The organism is Actinoplanes campanulatus, assembly GCF_014647795.1.
GTDB lineage: Bacteria > Actinomycetota > Actinomycetes > Mycobacteriales > Micromonosporaceae > Actinoplanes > Actinoplanes campanulatus.
Genome location: NZ_BMPW01000005.1, coordinates 404341 through 423838, shown reverse-complemented (window position 1 = coordinate 423838; position 19498 = coordinate 404341). Strand labels below are relative to the sequence as shown.

Below are 19498 nucleotides of genomic sequence, written 5' to 3'. Positions count from 1 at the left end.
GACGCGGGATGCTGCCGCACGTCCGGTCCAGGTCGATTTTCGAGTTAGATCGGTTGGACACCCCCGCTCGTCCCGCCACTCGCTCCTGGTGGGTGGTTGCGGTGGGTGCTTGCCAGGCAACTCGGAGGTGGAAGCGCACGAAAGCCGCCACGTGGGTGGCCGTCACGGCGATAGGCGGGGTGGGCGCACACGGACGCCGTTCTGTGCGCCCACCCTCGCGTCGACCGTGACCCCGCGCCACCGCTGTCGGCGCTTCGGCCGAGAGTGGGGTGCTGGGGAGCCGGACGGTTACCGGCGGCAGGCAGGGTGGTGGCGCCTGGCCGGGCCCGCCCGGCCACCGATCTACGCCCGGCGGGGCGGCACAGGCTGGAGCGGGCAGCGAGATCGCGTCGACCGGACGGGACGGCCCTGATGAGGCGGGACGAGGACACGCGTACAAGAAAGGGGTCTGGAAGTGAAACGCGGAGACGAAGGGCGGGGATCGACCGGGATCGAGCCCGTCCGCAAGGGTTCATAGGTATACCTAGAGCACCTAGGAGACCCTCCTAAATAGGTCTGAGCAGCGAAGATACGCAGGGTGCTGCCGATGTGCCGGGGCCTTCCACGACCGAGGATCTATGTATCAGGTCGACAGGGAGGAACGGACCATGTTGCTGCACCCCGAGATGATGCTGGATCTGGTGAACGCGCGGCACCGCGAGCTGGCCGCCGAGGCGGAACGTGGACGGCTGCTCGGCCGGGCCCGGTGGTTCCGGGTCCGGCGGGGCGGGAAAGCCCCAGCGGTACGCGGACGCCCCACCGGTACCCTGGCGTCGTGCGAACGATCCGTGGCGGCGCCAGCCCGATGATGGTCGGGCGGGAGAGCGAGCTGCGCCGGTTGGCGCGGCTCGCTTCGTCGCGTGAGCCGGCCGTCGCGATCATCGCGGGGGAGCCCGGCATCGGCAAGACCCGGCTCGTCCACGAGCTGCTGAACACGGTGCCCGCCGGCACGGTGGTGCTGGTCGGGCAGGCCGAGCCCGGATCGCTCTCCCGGCCGTACGAGGTGCTGCTCGACGCCATCGACGGCCGTCCCGGTGTCGATGAGGAGCGGCTTGCCGCCCTCACCGACCCGAAACGCAGCCCGGTCGAGCGCCTGCACATCGGGCTCGCCATTCTGGACGATCTGATCGGTGACGCCCCGGCCGTCGTCGTCTTCGAGGACCTGCACTGGGCCGACTCGGAGAGCGCCGCCCTGTTCGAGCGGACCGCCGATCACCGTGGCCCGCGGCTGGTCATCGGCACCTACCGGCCGGACGAGGTGACCCGCCGCCAGCCGGTCGCCGGACTGCTGGCGCGGATGGAGCGACGGCACGCCGTCACATACGTACGCCTCGATCGCCTGACGCCCTCGCAGACCGCGGCCATGCTCGCCGCCGCGACCGGCGCGCCCGCACCGCTGCGCGCCGCGACGGCGCTGCACCATCGCACCGGCGGCAACCCGTTCTTCCTGGAGGAGCTGCTGCGGGCCCTTCCGGGGTACGACGTGGAGGCGCTCGTCGAGCAGCCGCTGCCGTGGAGTCTCGCCGACGTGCTGCGCCGCCAGGTCGACGACCTCGACCCGGTGAGCCACCGCATCGTCGAGGCGGCCACCGTGCTCGGCCACCGCATCCTGTTCGACCTGCTCGCCGACGTGACCGGCACCCCTGAGGACGAGCTGATCACCGTGCTGCGGGACCTGGTCACCAGGGGAGTGCTGGTGGAGTCCGGTGTGGACGAGTTCGCGTTCCGGCACGCGCTGGTCCGGGAGGCGATCGCCGGGCAGCTGCTCGCCCGGCAGCGGCGCCGGCTGCACGAGGCGGCACTCGACGTGCTGCTGCGCGGCGGCGCCTCCGACCCGGCCATGGTGGCGCACCACGCCTGCGGCGCCGGCCGGTACGACGACATGATCGCGGCCGCCCGGCGGGGTGCGGCGCTCTACCTGTCGATCGGCTCGGCCTACCAGGCGCTGCAACTGGCCGAGATGGGCCTCGACGAGATGCCCGACGACACCGAGCTGCTCGCCTCGGCGGCCCGTGCCGCCTGGCTGGCCGGGCTGCTCGACGACGCCCTGCGCTACGGGCGGCGCTGGCGGGACCTGACGGAGAGCACCTCCGACCGGGCCGAGGCGCTGTACCTGCTGGTGCGGATCGCCTGGGAGTCGCGGGAACCCGAGGAGATGCGCGCACTGACGTACGCCATCGAGGTTTTGATCGCGGAATTGCCGCCGGGCGCGGCACAGGCCCGGGCCATGACGGCGATCGCGCAGTCCGCCTATCTGCGCGACGAGCTGGACGCCGCGGTGCTCTGGGCGGATCGCGCGTTGGCGCTGGCCGACGAGTTCGACCTGCCGGCCGTGCGGCTGGCCGCCCTGCTGGAGAAGGGCTCGACGCTGATCGAGCGCCCGCAGACCGCCGCCGACGGCCGGAAGATCCTGCACGCGCTGGTCGACGAGGCGGAGAAGGCCGGCGAATGGGTGCTGGCCGCCCGCGCGCTGCACACCCTCGTGCACGGCGAGCCGCCGACGTCGCCCACCGAGTACGCCGAGATGCTGGAACGGGCCCGGATCAGCGCCGAACGCGCCGGATTCGAGTCGCTGTCGGTGGCCGCCTACTTCCAGGGCCGGGCCCGGCTGGCCGTCCGGTCCGGTGACCTGCGCGCCGCCATCGCGGCGCTGGAGGAGGGCCGCGAACAGGACCGCGGCTACCGGCGGCGGGGCCGCTGGGCCGACTACCACGGCCTCTTCCTGGCCGGGCTCCACCTGGAGGCCGGTGAGCTGGACCGGGTCGAGCAGCTGATCGCCGATCTGGCGGCGCTGCCCAACAACCCGCCCACCGTCATTCCCGGCCTGGAGTTCCACCTGGCCTGCCGGCGCGGCGACCGGGCCCGCGCCGAAACGGCCCTGGACCAGCTGCTCACCGCCCTGGCCGCCCAGACGTGGCGCAACGGCGAGCAGGCCCACGATCTGATCTCCGCCGCCGTGGAGCTCGGCCTGCCGCCGGCGCGGCTCGACGAGATGGCGGTCGCGCTGCTCGACGCCGAGGTGTGGGACGCCTACCGCACCCTCGTCGACGCCCAGCTCGCGGCCGTCCACGGGCGGCACGCCGAGGCGCTGGCCGGGTTCGAGACGATCGTCGAGGCGCACGTGCTGGGCCCGGCCGCCCGTGGCACGGTCCGGGTGTGGGCGGCCCGCTGCCTGCTCGCCCTCGGCCGCGCCGGCGAGGCCGCGGCCCACGTGTCGGCGGCCGGCCCGCTGCTGGCCGGGTGGGGTGGCTGGCGGGTGGGGCAGCTCGCCCTGGTCCGCGCCCAGTTGGGCATGGACCCGGCCGGCGCCGAACCCGTCGCGACCCTGACGCCGCGCGAGCGCGAGGTGGCGGTCCTGATCAGCGACGGCCTGACCAACTCCGAGCTGGCCCGGCGCCTCTTCATCTCCCCGAAGACGGCGGCCGTGCACGTCTCCAACATCCTCCGGAAGTTGGGCGTCACCTCCCGTACCGAGGTCGCCGATCTGGTCAGCCGCCACTGACCCGGTCGCCGGCGGGGTCGTGGCCGAAGCCAGACGTATCGACACTGATTGAGCGTGGTTGGATGGGCGGGTGACGATCACGGTTGGCGACGCGCCCGAGCGGGAGCGTTTCGAGGCGCGCGACGAGTCCGGTGAGCTGGCCGGGGTGCTGACCTACCAGGTGAGCGGCAACATCGTCGTCTACACGCACACCGAGGTCGATCCCCGCTTCGAGAGGCAGGGCGTCGGTTCGGCCCTGGCGCGCGCGGCGATGGACGATGCCCGTGGCCGGAACCGCACCGTCGTACCGATGTGTCCTTTCCTCGGCGAATGGCTCGACGAGCACAAGGAATACGACAAGATCGTGGCCCGGTCGACCCGAAGGGTCAAATAGCCCGCTGCAGGCGGGGCGCCAGGTCGGACTCCGCGACCGGTTCGCCGATGTGGGCGATCAGGGTCCGGGCCCAGGCGGTCAGCTCGGTCACCGCCACGTCGTGCGGGGCCGTCCCGGCGTACGGCTCGATGCGATCCGCGGCGCGGGTGAGCAGCCGGACCGCGCCCACCGTGTTGCCCCGCCGCAGATGGGTGATGCCCACCGCGAGCTGCGCCAATCCCTTCCACAGCTCCCGGTTGTCGTCGCCGCACCCCTTCCACGCCGTCTCCAGCACCTCGTGGGCGTGGAACGGGCGGCCGGCGTCGAGCAGCCGTTGCGCCTCGCGCAGCGACTCGTCCGGTGGCAGGACCAGGTCCTCCGGTGTCGTCGGCACCCCGGTCAGGCCGCGTGGCAGTGGCCGGCCGAGGCCGTCGCGTGGGCGGTTGTTGCGGGCCCGCCCGGACTCGTCGCGATCACGGGGGACAGGTGTTCCGGCGGTCATGGCTTCATCGTGCCGTGCCCGCTCAGGCGGGGCCGACGAGGGTGGCGATGCGGGCGGCGTCGCCCCAGGACAGGGTGAAGCCGGCGCCGCCGTGGCCGTAGCAGGCGTAGACCGGCCGGTCATGGCCCGCGACCGCCTCCACCCGGACGCCGCCGGACCGGCCCGGCCGTAACCCGGTGGCCCGGGACAGCACCGGCTGCCCGGCCAGCTCCGGCACCAGGGCGCTGACCCGGCGCAGGATGCCGGCCTCGATGTCCGGGTCGATCCGCTCGTCCCAGGATCCGACCTCCCCGGTGCCGCCGCAGACCACGTCGCCGAGCCGGGGTACGACGTAGGTGAGCCCGTCCGGATTGTCCGAGTCGGTGATCCACTCGGTGAGCCCGGGATTGGCCAGCCGCACCACCTGGCCCCGGATCGGGAAACAGTCCTGATCGTCGCCGAGCAGCGCCGCCGACCGCAGCCCGGCCGCCACCACCACGGCGTCGGACGGCGGCAGGTCCGCCAGCGCCTTCACCTCGGTCCAGTCGACATCGACCCCGAGGGAGAGGACCGCGGCACGCAGCCACGTCAGGTAGGTACCGGTCTCGGCCAGAGGCACGACGCAGCGGATGCCGCTGGTTCCGGCCAACTCGGCCGGTTCGGTGTGCGGCACCGCCCGGGTCCAGCTCAGGTCCGGGCCGGGGTGGCGGGACAGGACGGTGCCGGGGCGCATGTGGACACCGGTGCTGGGATTGCCGGCCAGCTCCTCGAGCCGCCGGTAGGTGACCGCGGCCGAGTCGAGGACCGACGCGGAGTGGTCGACGTCGTGCGGGAACCAGATGGCGGCGGCCACCCCGGACACGCCGTCGACGGCCTCCCGGTCGGCCACGATCCGCACCTCGTGGCCGGCCACCGCCAGCTCGTACGCGACGCTCAGCCCGATGACCCCGGCGCCCACCACCGTCACACTGCCCACAGCCCCGACCATACCGGCGTTTGGCCGTCGATCATCGGGGCATGCGGGCGCCATGAAGGTCCCTACCGCGCGCGGACCCGTCTCCTCGGCGCTGGCCGCGGCGCTCGTGCACGCGCCGCACGAACTCGGCCCGGAGATCGCCGGCGATTTCGCGCTGAATCCCGCGCTGACCGACGAAGATCTTCAACTGTCGCTGTTCGTCATGTACGAGCTGTCCTACCGGGGCTGGGACGGCGTCGACGACCGGTGGGAGTGCGAGCCGAGCCTGATCCGGTTGCGGGCGGCCGCCGAAGAGCGGTTCGAGGCGGCGCTGCGCGCGCTGGCCGCCCCCTTCCGCGACGTCGTGCCCGAGCCGCTCACGGCCGCTTCGATCGCGCACACGCTGACGGCGATGACCGGCGAGGACGGCGGCCCGTCGCTGTCGAGGCATCTGCGGGTCAGGGGCACCCTGGAGCAGTTCCGGGAGTTCGCGGCGCATCGCTCGGTCTACCAGTTGCGCGAGGCGGATCCGCACACCTTCGCGATCCCCCGGCTGGGCGGCGTGGCCAAGGCCGCGCTCATCGAGATCCAGATCGACGAGTACGGGCAGGGCCGCGCGCCCCGGATGCACCAGGAGTTGTTCAAGTCCACGATGACGGCCCTCGGGCTGGACGCCACCTACGGCGCGTACGTCCACGTGGCCCCGGCGCTGACGCTGGCCACCAACAACCTGATGTCGCTGTTCGCCCTGCACCGGCATCGGCTCGGGGCCCTGCTGGGACATCTGGCCGCCTACGAGATGACGTCGACCGGACCCAATCGGGCGTACGGCAACGGCCTGCGCCGGCTGGGCGGGGACGCCGGCGCGACCCGCTTCTACGACGAGCACGTGGAGGCGGACGCCGTCCATGAGCAGCTGGCGGCGTACGACATGTGTGGCGTGTTCTGCGCGACCGAACCGGATCACGCCGCCGACGTGCTCTTCGGCGCCCGCTGCGCGCTGGCGCTGGACGGCCTGTGGGCACGGGAGGTGCTGGGCTGCTGGTCGCGGGGTGAGAGCTCCCTACTCGGGTTCGCTTGAGCGGGGCGCGGGCGTCTGCCGGCCCGCTCCGGCCCGGAAACCGGCCGCCTTGTGGGTGCCGTCGCAGAACGGCTTGATCGCCGACTTCCCGCACCGGCACAGCGCCACCGTGGCCCGGCCCGGATCGATGATCTCGCCGTCCGGGGTGCGCAGCGTGAAGTCACCGCGGACCAGCAGTGGGCCGTCCTCGTAGACCACCACGGTCACGCCCTGCCCGTCCTCGTCGGAGATCATGACGGCCGTCTCACACTCTGGTGACGGTGAGCAGGACGAGGGCGATCCGTTCGGCGTGGGCGTAGGCCGGGCCGTCCAGCTCCTCGCCGTACACGTCCGGGTCCACCTCCCGGTACGTCCAGGACAGCCCGGTTCCGGCGAGGCGCTCGGCGGTGGCGTCGTGGAACAGGTCGCGGCCCTCGACGATGGCGATGCCGGAGAACAGCACCAGGGTGCCGCCCACGGCGAGCCGGTCGACCGCCGCGCAGGCGATGGCCAGGGACAGTTCGTGCCCGTGCGGGCCGCCGTTGCGGTAGGCCCGCCCGGCCGGGTCGATCATGAACGGTGGGTTGGTGACGATCAGGTCGAAGTCGCCGTCGACGGCGTCGAGCAGGTCGCTGTCGGACACCCGCACATGCGGTGTGCCGGCCAGGAGGGCGTTGAGCCGGGCGAAGTGGAGGGCGACCGGATTGATGTCGACCGCCAGGATCTCGCCGCCGGGCGCCCGCTTGGCGACGGCGATCGCCCCGGCTCCGGTTCCGCAGCCGATGTCGACGGCCCGCCGGACCGGACGGTCACGGCTCCCGATCTCGGCGATCGCGGCGTCCGCCATCCGGTAGGTGTCGGGCCCGAAGAACACCGCGTCGGGCGCCGTCGTCGGAAACGCCGAATGCACGAAGATCTCGCCGTCGTAGCAGGAGAAACGGACCCGGCTGCGCCAGACGTCCCCGTCCCGGTCCAGCACGCCGGCGATGTCCATCAACTCCACGATCCGCTCCGGCAGCACGCCCGGCCCGAACGGCCGGCTCCAGCCGAAGACGTCGCGCGTGCTCCGCGCCCGCGCGTTTCCGGGTCGCCGGTTGACCCGCTCATGCGTGGCCGGCGTGGTGGTCGTGAACCGGTAGCCGCCGGCCCGCAACGCGTCCCCGAGGTCCACGAGCGCGGTGTCGGTCTCCAGCGGCGTGGCGGCGATCGTCATACCGGCCGGGTGCCCAGCGGACGGCGTCTCAATCTCAGGTCGGGACAAAGGCTTGACGTGATCGACCTGCGGTCGGAGTCTGCATGACACGACGCCTTTACGATGCGGAGAGGTGAGATGCCGGACTTCGAAGTCGTCACCATGGGCCGCGTCGGTGTCGACATCTACCCCCTCCAGACCGGCGTCGGCCTGGCGGACGTCACCTCGTTCGGCAAGTTCCTCGGCGGCAGCGCGACGAACGTGGCGGTCGCCGCGGCCCGGCACGGCCGCCGGACCGCCGTGATCACCCGCGTCGGCGAGGACCCGTTCGGCCGGTACGTGTGCCGCACCCTGGCCGAACTCGGGGTGGACCACCGGTTCGTCGCCGCCGTGCCGGGCCTGCCGACCCCGGTCACGTTCTGTGAGATCTTCCCGCCGGACGACTTCCCGCTCTACTTCTACCGCCTGCCGACCGCCCCGGACCTGATGATCCAGCCGAACGAGCTGGACCTCGGCGCGATCCGGGCGGCCGGCGTGTTCTGGTGCACGGTCACCGGCCTCTCCCAGGATCCCAGCCGGTCCGCCCACCACGCCGCGTGGCGGGCTCGTGGCCGCCGTCCGTTCACCGTGCTGGATCTCGACTACCGGCCGATGTTCTGGTCGTCGCCGGACGCCGCGCGGGCCGCCGTCCAGGAAGCGTTGCCGCACGTCAGCGTGGCGGTGGGCAACCTGACCGAGTGCGCGGTCGCGGTCGGCGAGGACGATCCGGACGCGGCGGCCGCCGCGTTGCTCGGCGCCGGGGTGTCACTCGCCGTCGTGAAGCTGGGGCCCGAGGGCGTTCTGGCCAAAACCAAAGATCATGGGGTACGGCTGCCGCCCACCGAGGTGGAAGTGGTGAACGGGCTGGGCGCCGGGGACGGGTTCGGCGGCGCGCTGTGCCACGGTCTGCTGGCCGGCTGGCCCCTGGCCCGTGTCGTCCGGTTCGCCAACGCGGCCGGCGCGATCGTGGCGGGCCGCCTGGAGTGCTCCACCGCCATGCCGACCACGGCCGAGGTGGAGCGGGTGCTGGCGGCCGGCCGGGTCGGAGAGTCTGCGGCGTGATCAGGCGGGATATGAGGGGGCAGGTCATGGGCTTTGCGGACCGCATCGGTGGGGCGCCGATCTCCTGGGGCGTGTGTGAGGCGCCCGGCTGGGGGTACGAGCTGTTCGCCGACCGGGTTCTCGCCGAGATGGCCGCGCTCGGGTTGCGTGCCACCGAGCTGGGCCCGACCGGCTATCTGGGCATGACCTCGGCGGACGTACGGGCGGTGCTGGACCGGCACGGGCTGCGGTTGATCGGCGGTTTTCTGCCCGTACCCATGCATGTCGGCGCCGACGCCGACCTGGCCGCGGCGGCCCTCGCGATGGACACCCTGGCCGCCGCGGGAGCGGAGGTGGTGGTTCTGGCCGCCCGGTCGGCTGACGGGAGCTACGACCGTAAGGTCCACCTGGACGACGGCGAGTGGCGCCGGCTCTTCGCCACCCTGGAGGTCCTGCGGGAGATGGCCGCCGACCGTGGTCTGTGGCCCAGCCTGCATCCGCACGTCGGTACGGCGGTCGAGGACCGGGACGCGGTGCTGCGGCTGCTCGACGGCAGCGACGTGCCGGTCTGCCTGGACACCGGGCACCTGCTGATCGGCGGCATGCACCCCGCCGAGCTGCTGGAGCAGGCGGCCGACCGGATCTCCCACGTCCATCTGAAGGATGTGGATCTCGCGGTGGCGGCCACCGTGCGCGACGGCAGCCGCAGCTACATGGACGGCGTCAAGGCGGGCCTGTACACGCCGCTCGGCGCCGGTGACGCGGATGTCGCCGGGATCGTCGACCGCCTGGAGACCGCCGGCTACACCGGGTGGTACGTGCTGGAGCAGGACTGCGCGCTCACCGGGCCGCCGGCCGCCGGCGCCGGCCCGGTCGGCGACGTGCGCCGCAGCCTGGAGTTCCTGATGGAGGTGGCGCGGTGACGACCATGCTTCAGCCGGGGCAGATGCCGGCCGAGGCGGGCGGGCCCACGGTGACCCGGATCGGTGTCATCGGCACCGGTGTCATGGGCGCCGACCACGCCCGGCTGCTCACCGAGGCGGTGTCCGGCGCCCGGGTCGGCGGTGTCTTCGACGTCGACGGGGGCCGGGCCCGCGGGGTGGCGGCGGCCAGCGGTGGGGCGCGGGTCTTCGCCGACCCGTACGCGCTGATCGTCGACGACGGCATCGACGCCGTGCTGATCGCCTCGTCGGACGCCACCCACGAGGACTACGTGCTCGCCTGTGTGGCGGCCGGGAAGCCGGTGCTCTGCGAGAAGCCGCTCGCCCCGACCGTCGAGGCCTGCGCCCGGATCGTGGAGGCGGAGATTGAACACGGCAGCCGGCTGATTACGGTGGGGTTCATGCGGCGCTTCGATCCCGGCTACACCGGCATGCGGGCGCTGCTGACCGCCGGCGAGATCGGCGCGCCGCTGCTGATGCACAACGTGCACCGGAATCCGGCCGCGGTCCCGGGCCTGCCCGGCTCCGCCCTGATCACCAACTCGGCGGTGCACGAGCTGGACATCGTGCGCTGGCTGTTCGGGGAGGAGATCGTCGAGGTGGCGGTGCACACGCCCCGGCCGAGCGGGCAGGCGGGCGGCACCCAGGATCCGCAGTTGCTGGTCCTCACCACCGAGTCGGGGGTGCTCGCCGACGTGGAGATCTTCGCCAACGCCCGGTACGGCTACGAGGTGCGCTGTGAGCTGGTCGGTGAGACGGGCACGGTGACGGTGGACGCGCCGCCGCCGACGTCGCTGCGCCGGGGCGGGCTGCACGCGCGGGCGCTGCCGGGGGACTGGCGGCCGCGGTTCGCCGAGGCGTACCGGCTGGAGTTGCAGGACTGGATCGACGGGGCGGCCGGTGGCGCGTCCGCCTGGGACGGGTTCGCGGCGACGTTCGTGGCGCACGCCTGTGTGGCGGCGCTGACCAGCGGCGACCGCCATGCCGTGGAGCTGCCCCCGGTGCCCGCTCTCTACCGGAGGTGAGGCTCTACCAGCGGACCGGCACCTCCTCCAGGCCGCCGACGAGCAGGCCCTGACGGCGGCGCAGCTCCTCGACCGGCACCGCCAGCTCCAGACCGGGCAGCCGTTCCAGCAGGACGGCCAGCACGGTGCGCAGTTCGACCCGGGCCAGCGACTGTCCGAGGCAGGAGTGCGGGCCCGCGCCGAACGTGAGGTGCGGGTTGGGGGAGCGGGCCAGGTCCATCTCGTCGGGGTGGTCGAAGACCCGTTCGTCCCGGTTGGCGGACGGCGTCGACGACAGCACGGTGGTTCCGGCCTCGACGACGGTCCCGGCGATCTCGGTGCGTTCGGTGACCAGGCGGTGCATCCCGAATCCGAGGTTGGCGTCGAAGCGCAGCACCTCCTCGACGGCGCTCGGCACCAGGCCGGGTTCGGCGAGCAGGAGTTCCCAGCGGCCCCGCTCGGCGAGCAGCATGGCGACCATCTTGCCGATCATGTTGGCGGTGGTCTCGTGCCCGGCGACGAGCAGCGCCTGGCCGGTGAAGACGCACTCCTGCTCGGTGAGCCGGCCGTCCTCGGAGTCGACGACCGTGACCAGTTCGGACAGCAGGTCGTCGCCCGGTGCGGAGCGTTTCGCCTCGACGTGGGCCAGCATGTACTGCCACATCTCCAGGCCGGACTGCCTGGCCTCCTCGGCGGTGTACCGGGTGAGGTTGAGGAAGTGGTCGGACCAGCGGGCGAATCGCTCCCGGTCGGCGGCGGGCACGCCGAGCAGGTCGCAGATCACGTAGACGGGCAGCGGGAAACCGAGGGCGGTCCGCAGGTCGGCGGGTGGGCCCTGTTTGGTCATCTCGTCGATGAGGTCGTGGGTGATCCGGGCGATGCCGGGCTCCAGGGCGGTCATGCGCTTGGCGGTGAAGGAGCGGCTGAGCAGACGGCGCCAGCGCATGTGCTGGGCCTCGTCGGCCATGAAGGCGGCCTGCGTGCCGACGGCGTTGCTGCCGGCCGGCGTGTTCCGGACGAAGCGGCGGTCGGTGATGGTGGTGCGCACGTCGTCGTACCGGGTGAGCAGGAGGGCCTCGATCCCGGCGGGCGTGCGGACCGGCGCGACCGGGCAGGTGGCGCGCAGTTCCCGCCATTCGTCGGGCGGGTCCACGGCGGTCGGTGGCGTGAACGGGTAGTCGAGCATCTGCACCCTCTCCCTGAGGTAAACGCCTGATTACTTGGTACCGTACGCACGGGATGACCCGGTAGCAAACGGTTGAAAACGATCACCGGAGGAGCCATGAAGGTCACCGTCGACGAAGACAAGTGCATCGGTGCTGGTCAATGCGCTTTCACCGCCCCGCACGTGTTCGATCAGCGCGACGAGGACGGCGTCGTGATCCTGCTGGCGGAGATCCCGTCGGCCGCCGACGAACCCGCCGCCCGGGACGCGGCCACCCTCTGCCCGGCCGGCGTCATAAAAATTCTGGACGGTGATGTCGAGAACCGGTGACCGGCTCCGTCCCCGGTCCGAACGCCGACCACAATGGGTCGCACCAGCACTGTCGGGAGAACCATCATGGCCAAGTACCTGCTGCTCAAGCACTACCGTGGCGCTCCGGCCCCGGTCAACGACGTGCCGATGGAGAAGTGGACGCCCGAGGAGATCTCGGCGCACATCGCTTACATGAGCGACTTCGCGAACCGGCTCGTGGAGACTGGTGAGTTCGTCAGCGAGCAGGCGCTGCTGCCCGAGGGCACCTGGGTCCGGTACGACGGGGAGGGCCGCCCGCCGGTCACCGACGGCCCGTTCGCCGAGACCAAGGACCTGATCGCCGGCTTCATGATCATCGACGTGGACAGTCACGAGCGGGCCGTCGAACTGGCCGGCGAGCTGTCCGCCGCCCCCGGCAAGGACGGAAAGCCGATCCACGAGTGGCTGGAACTGCGCCCCTGCTTCGCGGAAATGCCGACGATCACCGAATGACGCCGGAGGAGCTGCGGAGCCTCACCCCGGGCGTGCTCGGGATCCTCGTCCGCCGCGGAGCAGACTTCGCGGCGGCCGAGGACGCCGTCCAGGACGCGCTGGTCGAGGCGCTGCGGGTGTGGCCGGACGACCCGCCCCGCGACCCGAAGGGCTGGCTGGTCACGGTGGCGTGGCGGCGGTTCCTCGACGCGGCCCGGTCGGAGGCGGCCCGCCGCCGCCGGGAGGAGGCCGCCGACCAGGAGCCGCCGCCCGGCCCGGCGTCCTCGGTCGACGACACGCTCCAGCTCTACTTCCTGTGCGCGCATCCGTCACTGACCCCGGCGTCCGCGGTGGCGCTGACGCTGCGGGCCGTCGGTGGATTGACAACCCGGCAGATCGCCGAGGCGTACCTCGTGCCGGAGGCCACCATGGCGCAGCGGATCAGCCGGGCCAAGCGGACGGTCTCTCGCGTGCGGTTCGACCAGCCCGGTGACGTGGCGACCGTGTTGCGAGTGCTCTACCTGGTGTTCAACGAGGGCTACACCGGCGACGTCGACCTGGCGGCCGAGGCGATCCGGCTCACCCGGCAGCTCGCCGCCACGATCGATCACCCCGAGGTGCACGGGCTGCTCGCTCTGATGCTGCTGCACCACGCGCGGCGCGACGCGCGTACCGGTGATGACGGTGGTCTCGTCCCGCTGGCCGAGCAGGACCGCACGCGCTGGGACACCGCGCTGATCGCCGAAGGCGTCCTGATCCTGCAGGCGGCGCTGGCGCGCGATCGCCTCGGCGAGTTCCAGGCGCAGGCCGCGATCGCGGCCCTGCACGCCGACGCGCCCCATGCCGGGGAGACCGACTGGGTGCAGATCGTGGAGTGGTACGACGAACTGGCCCGCCTCACCGACAGCCCCGTGGTCCGGCTGAACCGGGCCGTCGCGGTCGGCGAGGCGGACGGCGCACGGGCCGGCCTGGCGGCCCTGTCAGACCTCGACCAAACCCTTCCCCGGTACGCCGCGGTCGCCGCCTACCTGCACGAACGTGACGGAGACAGGAAACGGGCGGCCCGGCTGTACGCGGAGGCCGCCGCCCAGGCATCGAACCTGGCCGAACGCGACCACCTGACCCGCCAGGCCGCCCGTCTGCACCGTCAGCTGTGACGGGTCGCCGCCTCCTCGACCGGGAGCGCGGCAACGTACCGCCGCATGAAGGCGTTGAAGCCCTCGACGTCCGCCGCAACCGGCTCGGCGGTGTCCAGCCGGGCGCCGGCGAAGACGACATCGGTCAGGAAGGCGTCGAGGCTCTGGCCGGGCGTGCGGGTGGTGAGGAAGGCGGCCAGCACCGCGATGCCCCAGGCGCCGCCCTCGGAGGCCGAGTCGCCGACCGTGACCGGGGTGTCGATGGCGGCCGCGAGCAGCCGCTGCGCCACGCCCTCGGTCTTGAACAGGCCGCCGTGCGCGAACATCCGGTCCAGCCGCACCGACTCGGCCTTCTGGAGCACGTCCATGCCGATGCGCAGGGTGGCCAGGGCCGAGTACAGCTGGGTCCGCATGAACGTGGCCAGGTTCAGGCTGCTGCCCGGCTCCCGCAGGAACAGCGGCCGGCCCTCGTGCAGCTTGGTGATCGGCTCACCGGACAGGTAGTTGAACGCCATCAGGCCGCCGCCGTCCGGTGCGCCGTCCAGCGCGGCCTTGAACAGCGTCTCGAAGACCGCGTTGCTGTCCGCCTTCGCCCCGAGCGCGGTGGCGAACTCGGCGAACAGGCCGGCCCACGAGTTCAGCTCGCTGGCGCCGTTGTTGCAGTGCACCATCGCCACCAGGTCACCGGCCGGGGTGGTGACCAGATCGATCTCCGGGTGCCGGCGGCTCAGCTCGCCGTCCAGCACGATCATGGCGAAGATGCTGGTGCCCGCGCTGATGTTGCCGGTGCGGCGGGCCACCGAGTTGGTGGCCACCATGCCGGTGCCGGCGTCACCCTCCGGCGGGCACAGGGCGGCGCCCGGCTGGAGCGCGCCGGTGGGGTCGAGCAGCCGCGCTCCCTCCTCGGTCAGCGTGCCGGCCGCCTCGCCCGCGGGCAGCACGGCCGGCAGCAGCTCGGCCAGCTTCAGCGGCACCCGGCCGGCGGCCAGCTCGTCGAACTGGCCGAGCATCCGGGTGTCGTAGCCGCCGGTGGCGATGTCGATCGGGAACATGCCGCTGGCGTCGCCGACCCCGAGCACCTGGCGGCCGGAGAGCTTCCAGTGCACGTATCCGGCGAGGGTGGTGAGGTGGGCGATCCGGCCGAGGTGCTCCTCGCCGCCCAGGACCGCCTGGTAGAGGTGGGCGATGCTCCAGCGGTGCGGGATGTTGTAGCCGAACAGCTCGCTGAGCGCCTCGGACGCGTCACCGGTGTTGGTGTTGCGCCAGGTGCGGAACGGGGTGAGCAGCTCGCCGTCGCCGTCGAACGCCAGGTAGCCGTGCATCATGGCGGAGACGCCGAGGGCGCCGACGGTGCGCAGCTCGGTGCCGTACCGCTTCTTGACGTCGGAGGCGAGGGCGGCGAAGCAGCCCTGGAGCCCCTCCCACACCGCCTCGAGGGAGTAGGTCCAGGTCCGGTCGACGAACTGGTTCTCCCAGTCGTGGCTGCCGACCGCGATCACCGTGTGGTCCGGGCCGGTCAGCACCGCCTTGATGCGGGTCGATCCCAGCTCGATGCCCAGGGCGGTCCGCCCCTGGTCGATCGCCTCGCGCAAGTCAGCCATCGTGAAAGAGTCCTTCCGTACGTGTTTCCGACCTTCGCCCGACAGGGACACTACGCCCTGACACGTACGGCGAGACCTAGCGGTCTGCCCTCGTCGTGACCGTCTTCTCCCAGATCATCCGGACCGCGGGCAGCACCTCGGAGACCGCCGGAACGGCCGGGCCGGGCTCGCGGACGCCGACCGCGAGCGCCGGGGCGGACCGCTCCAGGCCACCGGCCATCCGTTCGATGTCGGTCATGATCGAGCCGGTGAGCACCAGCACGCCGGTGTCGTCGATCTCGGTGCGCACCTGCCGCAGCGTCCGTTGACGAGTCTCGCGCAGGTCGCCCAGCACCTGCTCCAGCTTGCCGGCGTCAGAGGCGTGCGCCTCGAACGCCTCGGAGACGGCGATCAGCACCTGGCCGAGGCGCTTCGGCACGGCCGGGGTGTGCGAGGTGGCGGCCGCGTCGAACATCGACCGGGCCACCGAGTTGACCTGGTGCACGCCGTGCTCCAGGGCACGGACCCGCTCGTCCAGCGGGGTGACCTTGGCGATCGGGGTGGTCAGCGACCAGCGGGCCTGCTTGGTCAGCTCCTCCACGGCGGCGATCGCGTCCCCGAGGTCCTCGTCCAGCTCCCGGGAGCGGGCCAGCCACTGCTCGGCCTGGTCGCGGTCGTACCCGTCCTGGACGCCGTCGCCGAGCTGGCGCAGCAGCCGGGCGATCTCGGTCGACAGCTGGGTGGCCTTGACGCGGGCGCGCTCCAGCGGGGTCATGCCACCGACCAGCGGCGACAGGATCACGCCGACCACGATGCCGAGGGCCGTGGCGGCGACGCGCTCCCACACGAACGCCTCGGTGACGGCGGTGCCGCCGACCAGGATGCCCAGCGAGGTGAGCGGCACGAGCACCGAGGCGTCGCCGAGGCGCAGCACCCGGCCCACGGCCAGGCCGAGACCGGCGATCACCGCGATCGACCACGCGCTGAGGCCGAACACGCCCCACGCGGCGACCGAGAGCGCGATCCCGGCGACCGTGCCGATCAGGCGCTGGGCGCCCGCGCGCAGCGACGCGTGCGAGCTCATCTGCACCGACAGGGTCGCGATGATCGCGGCGGTGACCGGGCCGACCAGGTGCAGCATGTCGGCGGCGTTCCAGGCGATCCCGGCGGCGAGGGTGGTGACCAGAATCTCGCGGATGGTGGCCGGCTCGACGCGGCCGGCCAGCCGCAGCAGCCCGGCGGGCAGGTGCGGTCGCATCCGGTCGAGGGCGGTGCGGCAGGCGTCCTCCACGACGGGACGGACGGTGCGGCGTAGAAGGGTCACGACCAGCGCGCAGAGCACGAGACCAGTGACGACGAGCGTGATCGGATCAAGGGCGGCGGTGAGCGAGCGCAGCACGATTCGGCTTCTCTTCCACTGATCGGGTTCGTCAGGAAACCTATCGGCGCCGCTGGGAACAAATGAGGGAAACAGGGCCGATGTGACGGCCGTCGCCCGGTCCGGGCGATGCCCGGACCGGGGAACAGGCGTCACACGCTGGTGCAGACGTTCCCGTTGAGCGTGAAGACGGTCGGCAGCACGTTCGGGCCGCTGTAGTTGCCGACGAATCCGACGCCGGTGGACCCGCCGGCGGCCAGCGTGCCGTCGCTGGTCACCCGGACCGTGCGGCCGCTGGAGGTCCAGGTGGCGTTCCAGCCGCTGCTCACACTCTGCCAGGTGGTCGGCCAGGTGAACGTCAGCGTCCAGCCGTTGACCGCGGCGGCCGTGTTGTTGGTGATGTCGACCTGGCCCACGTAGCCGTTGCCCCAGTCGTTGACGTCCCGGAACTTCACGGTGCACGCCGACGTCGCCGGGGTGCCGGTGGTGAAGGTCAGCGGCGGCGAGCCGGCCGACGCTCGCCCGGATCCGTCCCGGGCCACCACGTTGACCGTGTACCGGCGGCCCGGCTCCAGGTTGTTCGCGGTCAGCGAGGTTCCGGTGGTCTCGCCGAGAAGTTCGGCGGTGCCGCCGTGCTGCCGGTACACCTCGTACTTGAGGCCGGATCCGGTCGACTGCCAGGAAATCGTCGCCGAGCGGTCGGTCACCGTCGCGGTCGGCTGGGCCGGCGCCCTCGGCGCGCCCGTCACGGCGTCGGCCGACTTCACGGTCAAGAGCGAGATCGAGTACGGCGGAAGCTTCTGCGACGTGGCCGTACCCGCCGGTGCCGTGGTCACCGCGCCGGCGCCGCTGGTGTAGGTGGACACCGTCGGCGTCCCCACCGCGGCCGTGAAGCCGTGGTAGTTCAGCGACACGGTCCGTTCGGCGTCCGGGTCCTTGTTGATCATCAGCACCGCCACGTCGCCGTTCGCCCGGCGTACCGCATGGGTGCTGACCAGCGCGTCGCCGGAGCCCGCGGCGATGAACCGGTCGCCCGGCCGGGCGAAGTCGCCCACCAACGACAGCGCGTGGTACGGCGCGAACGGCGTGTTCATCGGCGGCTGGCAGACCGCGTTGTCGGCCGTGCAGTTCCCGCTGGACAGCAGCCCGTAGTCGCCGTAGTCGGTCTGCCCGGCGACCGTGGAGACGGTGCCGAGGCCGTTGTGGACGTTCCACCAGTGGACCGTGAAGACGCCCTGGGCCAGCAGGCCGCTGTAGACGTCGGCCAGGAACAGCGCGCCCGGCTGGGTGTTGCGGCCGACCTCGACGTTGGTCTCGGTCATGCTGATCCGGATGCGGCCGGCGCTCGCGGCGGCGTACCGCTCGATCTGCTGCCGCAGCGTCCAGACGGCGTCCTGGATCTGCGCGGGTTTGGTGAGCGTCTCGGCCGGGGTGCCGCCGCCCGGGTACCAGTGCACGTCGACGAAGTCGATCACGTGGCCGGCGCGGGTGAGCACCTCCTGGTTCCAGGAGCCCTGGTCGCCGGCGCCGACGATGGCGTCCGGCCAGTTGCCCGGCATGGTCAGCACGGCGCCGATCTTGATTTTCGGGTCGACGGCCTTCATGGCCTCGGCGTACGCGATGACGGTCGCCGCGTACTCCTTGGGGCTCTTGTCGGCGTGGTCGTCGGCCTCCCAGGCGGCGCCGTAGTGGCCGTTGCCGTAGTTCTCGTTGCCGATCGTCCAGTAGGTGACGTCGTAGTCCTTCTCGACGTTCGCGTACCGGACCCAGCCGGCCGCCTCCTGCGCGGTCCCGGTGCCGTAGTTCGCGATGATCATCGGCTCGGCGCCGGTGCGCTGGGCGCCGGCCATGAACGTGTCGAAATCGGTGTTGGGCGCCACGTAACCGCCGGGCGCGGTGTGGTTCTCCCAGTGGTAGATGTCGGCGTACGAGCCGCCCGGGTACCGCAGCATGCCGACCCCGGCGTCCTTGAGCAGGTCGGCGACGGCCGGGGTGCCGAGCTGGGAGTCCCAGATGGCGTGGTTGACGCCGACGGCCTGGTCGGCGACTCCGGCGAGGCCGGCCCGGACGTCGACGTCGACGCGGGTGGTGGCGAGAGCGTGGGCGCTGGAGGGCGCGGTGGCGACGGCGGCTACGAATACGCCGCTCGCCACCGCCTTCCATAACAGGGATGTGCGCACGGGGGTCTCCGGGAGAGCGAGGGGGATGGGAGCGCTCCCAATAGTGATCCTCTGAATAGAAACCTGTCAATCAGCGAGGGCGGTCAGGTCCTCCACGGTCATCCCCACCTCCGGCGCGACCGACTTGATCACGCGCTCGTGCGGGCGCCGCCCGCCCATCGCCGCGGCGATCGTCGACTCGGCCAGCCCGCACCGCCGCGCCATCTCCCGCCGGGAGATGCCGTGCGACGTCATCAGCGCGGTGAGCACCACGCCGAAGCGGTGCCGTTCCGGCTTCCCGGCCGGCTCGCGACCCGGCGCGATGACCAGATCACCCACCTTCACCTCGAAACGGACCAGCCGGTCGCCGTGGATCCGGATCCGGGCGGACAGCGGCAGCTCGTCGGCGCCGTCGCGGCCCACGGTGCCGGGGACGGCCACCTCGACCGGATCCGGGACCACGTCGACCCGGGTCATGTCGAGGGGATCGGCATGCCCCGCGCCGGTCACCCGCCACGCGCGGTCCCACCAGGGCAGTTGCCCGAGTAACTCGTTGAGCAATGTCACCAGGACACCGCTGTCGACCGGCGTCGCGCTGGTGTGCGCATAGCGCGGCCAGTGCCGCACGGCCTCGATCTCCGCCTCGCTCAGCGGACGGTCCAGAGTCGCATCCATCGATGGATGATGGCAG

18 protein-coding genes are annotated in these 19498 nt (G+C 72.2%); 9 read left to right on the top strand and 9 right to left on the bottom strand.

The window, feature by feature from the left end; all coding sequences use genetic code 11:
- Positions 1–814 precede the first annotated feature (814 nt).
- A complete protein-coding gene (locus IEZ13_RS12760; protein ID WP_229794645.1) occupies positions 815–3541 on the top strand; it encodes a helix-turn-helix transcriptional regulator in 2727 nt (908 codons plus the stop codon).
- Positions 3542–3611: 70 nt separating this feature from the next.
- Positions 3612–3914 carry a GNAT family N-acetyltransferase gene (locus IEZ13_RS12755; RefSeq protein ID WP_183221529.1) on the top strand — a complete coding sequence of 101 codons (303 nt, stop codon included), beginning with the start codon at positions 3612–3614 and terminating at the stop codon, positions 3912–3914.
- Here IEZ13_RS12755 and IEZ13_RS12750 read toward each other — a convergent pair.
- Together IEZ13_RS12750 and IEZ13_RS12745 are read right to left on the bottom strand one after the other, a co-directional pair.
- Positions 3907–4395, bottom strand: a complete 489-nt coding sequence (locus IEZ13_RS12750) for a DUF309 domain-containing protein (RefSeq protein WP_183221527.1) — start codon at positions 4393–4395, stop codon at positions 3907–3909. The genes IEZ13_RS12755 and IEZ13_RS12750 overlap by 8 nt on opposite strands.
- A 22-nt stretch (positions 4396–4417) precedes the next feature.
- Complete coding sequence (locus tag IEZ13_RS12745) at positions 4418–5350, bottom strand: FAD-dependent oxidoreductase (RefSeq protein ID WP_229794644.1); 933 nt, start codon at positions 5348–5350, stop codon at positions 4418–4420.
- Between the two features lie 52 nt (positions 5351–5402).
- Here IEZ13_RS12745 and IEZ13_RS12740 point away from each other — a divergent pair, with 52 nt between their 5' ends.
- Positions 5403–6410 carry an iron-containing redox enzyme family protein gene (locus tag IEZ13_RS12740; protein WP_183221523.1) on the top strand — a complete coding sequence of 336 codons (1008 nt, stop codon included), beginning with the start codon at positions 5403–5405 and terminating at the stop codon, positions 6408–6410.
- On the opposite strand, the gene IEZ13_RS12735 is transcribed toward IEZ13_RS12740, so the two are convergent.
- On the bottom strand, positions 6393–6644 hold the full coding sequence (locus IEZ13_RS12735; protein WP_183221521.1) for a CDGSH iron-sulfur domain-containing protein: 252 nt from the start codon (positions 6642–6644) through the stop codon (positions 6393–6395). The genes IEZ13_RS12740 and IEZ13_RS12735 overlap by 18 nt on opposite strands.
- 10 nt (positions 6645–6654) lie before the next feature.
- Positions 6655–7602: a methyltransferase gene (locus IEZ13_RS12730; RefSeq protein ID WP_183221519.1), complete on the bottom strand. Its 948-nt coding sequence runs from the start codon at positions 7600–7602 to the stop codon at positions 6655–6657.
- Positions 7603–7719: 117 nt separating this feature from the next.
- On the opposite strand from IEZ13_RS12730, the gene iolC reads away from it, so the two are divergent.
- Genes iolC through IEZ13_RS12715 form a run of 3 tightly spaced genes read left to right on the top strand, consistent with a single transcriptional unit; the run spans position 7720 to position 10627 of the window.
- On the top strand, positions 7720–8682 hold the full coding sequence (iolC, locus tag IEZ13_RS12725; RefSeq protein WP_183221517.1) for a 5-dehydro-2-deoxygluconokinase: 963 nt from the start codon (positions 7720–7722) through the stop codon (positions 8680–8682).
- 26 nt (positions 8683–8708) lie between these two features.
- On the top strand, positions 8709–9584 hold the full coding sequence (locus tag IEZ13_RS12720) for a TIM barrel protein (RefSeq protein WP_183221515.1): 876 nt from the start codon (positions 8709–8711) through the stop codon (positions 9582–9584).
- Positions 9585–9589: 5 nt separating this feature from the next.
- The gene (locus IEZ13_RS12715) at positions 9590–10627 is read left to right on the top strand and encodes a Gfo/Idh/MocA family protein (RefSeq protein ID WP_229794651.1); all 1038 of its coding nucleotides are present in this window, start codon (positions 9590–9592) and stop codon (positions 10625–10627) included.
- Between the two features lie 4 nt (positions 10628–10631).
- Here the strand turns inward: IEZ13_RS12715 and IEZ13_RS12710 are convergent, their stop codons facing one another.
- On the bottom strand, positions 10632–11792 hold the full coding sequence (locus IEZ13_RS12710; RefSeq protein WP_183221513.1) for a cytochrome P450: 1161 nt from the start codon (positions 11790–11792) through the stop codon (positions 10632–10634).
- Between the two features lie 72 nt (positions 11793–11864).
- Here IEZ13_RS12710 and IEZ13_RS12705 point away from each other — a divergent pair, with 72 nt between their 5' ends.
- The 3 genes from IEZ13_RS12705 (at position 11865) to IEZ13_RS12695 (ending at position 13711) form a co-directional block, all read left to right on the top strand.
- Complete coding sequence (locus IEZ13_RS12705; protein WP_372441862.1) at positions 11865–12101, top strand: ferredoxin; 237 nt, start codon at positions 11865–11867, stop codon at positions 12099–12101.
- A gap of 66 nt (positions 12102–12167) precedes the next feature.
- Entirely contained in the window at positions 12168–12575 is a 408-nt protein-coding gene (locus tag IEZ13_RS12700; RefSeq protein WP_183221509.1) for a YciI family protein, read from the top strand.
- Entirely contained in the window at positions 12572–13711 is a 1140-nt protein-coding gene (locus tag IEZ13_RS12695) for an RNA polymerase sigma factor (protein WP_183221507.1), read from the top strand. The genes IEZ13_RS12700 and IEZ13_RS12695 overlap by 4 nt, the downstream gene beginning before the upstream one ends.
- On the opposite strand, the gene IEZ13_RS12690 is transcribed toward IEZ13_RS12695, so the two are convergent.
- The 4 genes from IEZ13_RS12690 to IEZ13_RS12675 form a co-directional block, all read right to left on the bottom strand.
- Complete coding sequence (locus IEZ13_RS12690; RefSeq protein WP_183221505.1) at positions 13702–15291, bottom strand: xylulokinase; 1590 nt, start codon at positions 15289–15291, stop codon at positions 13702–13704. The genes IEZ13_RS12695 and IEZ13_RS12690 overlap by 10 nt on opposite strands.
- A 76-nt stretch (positions 15292–15367) precedes the next feature.
- Entirely contained in the window at positions 15368–16669 is a 1302-nt protein-coding gene (locus IEZ13_RS12685) for an FUSC family protein (RefSeq protein WP_183221502.1), read from the bottom strand.
- Positions 16670–16800: 131 nt separating this feature from the next.
- Entirely contained in the window at positions 16801–18801 is a 2001-nt protein-coding gene (locus IEZ13_RS12680; protein WP_229794643.1) for a cellulose binding domain-containing protein, read from the bottom strand.
- A 93-nt stretch (positions 18802–18894) separates the two neighbouring features.
- Positions 18895–19482: a helix-turn-helix domain-containing protein gene (locus IEZ13_RS12675; RefSeq protein WP_183221498.1), complete on the bottom strand. Its 588-nt coding sequence runs from the start codon at positions 19480–19482 to the stop codon at positions 18895–18897.
- Positions 19483–19498: the final 16 nt, after the last annotated feature.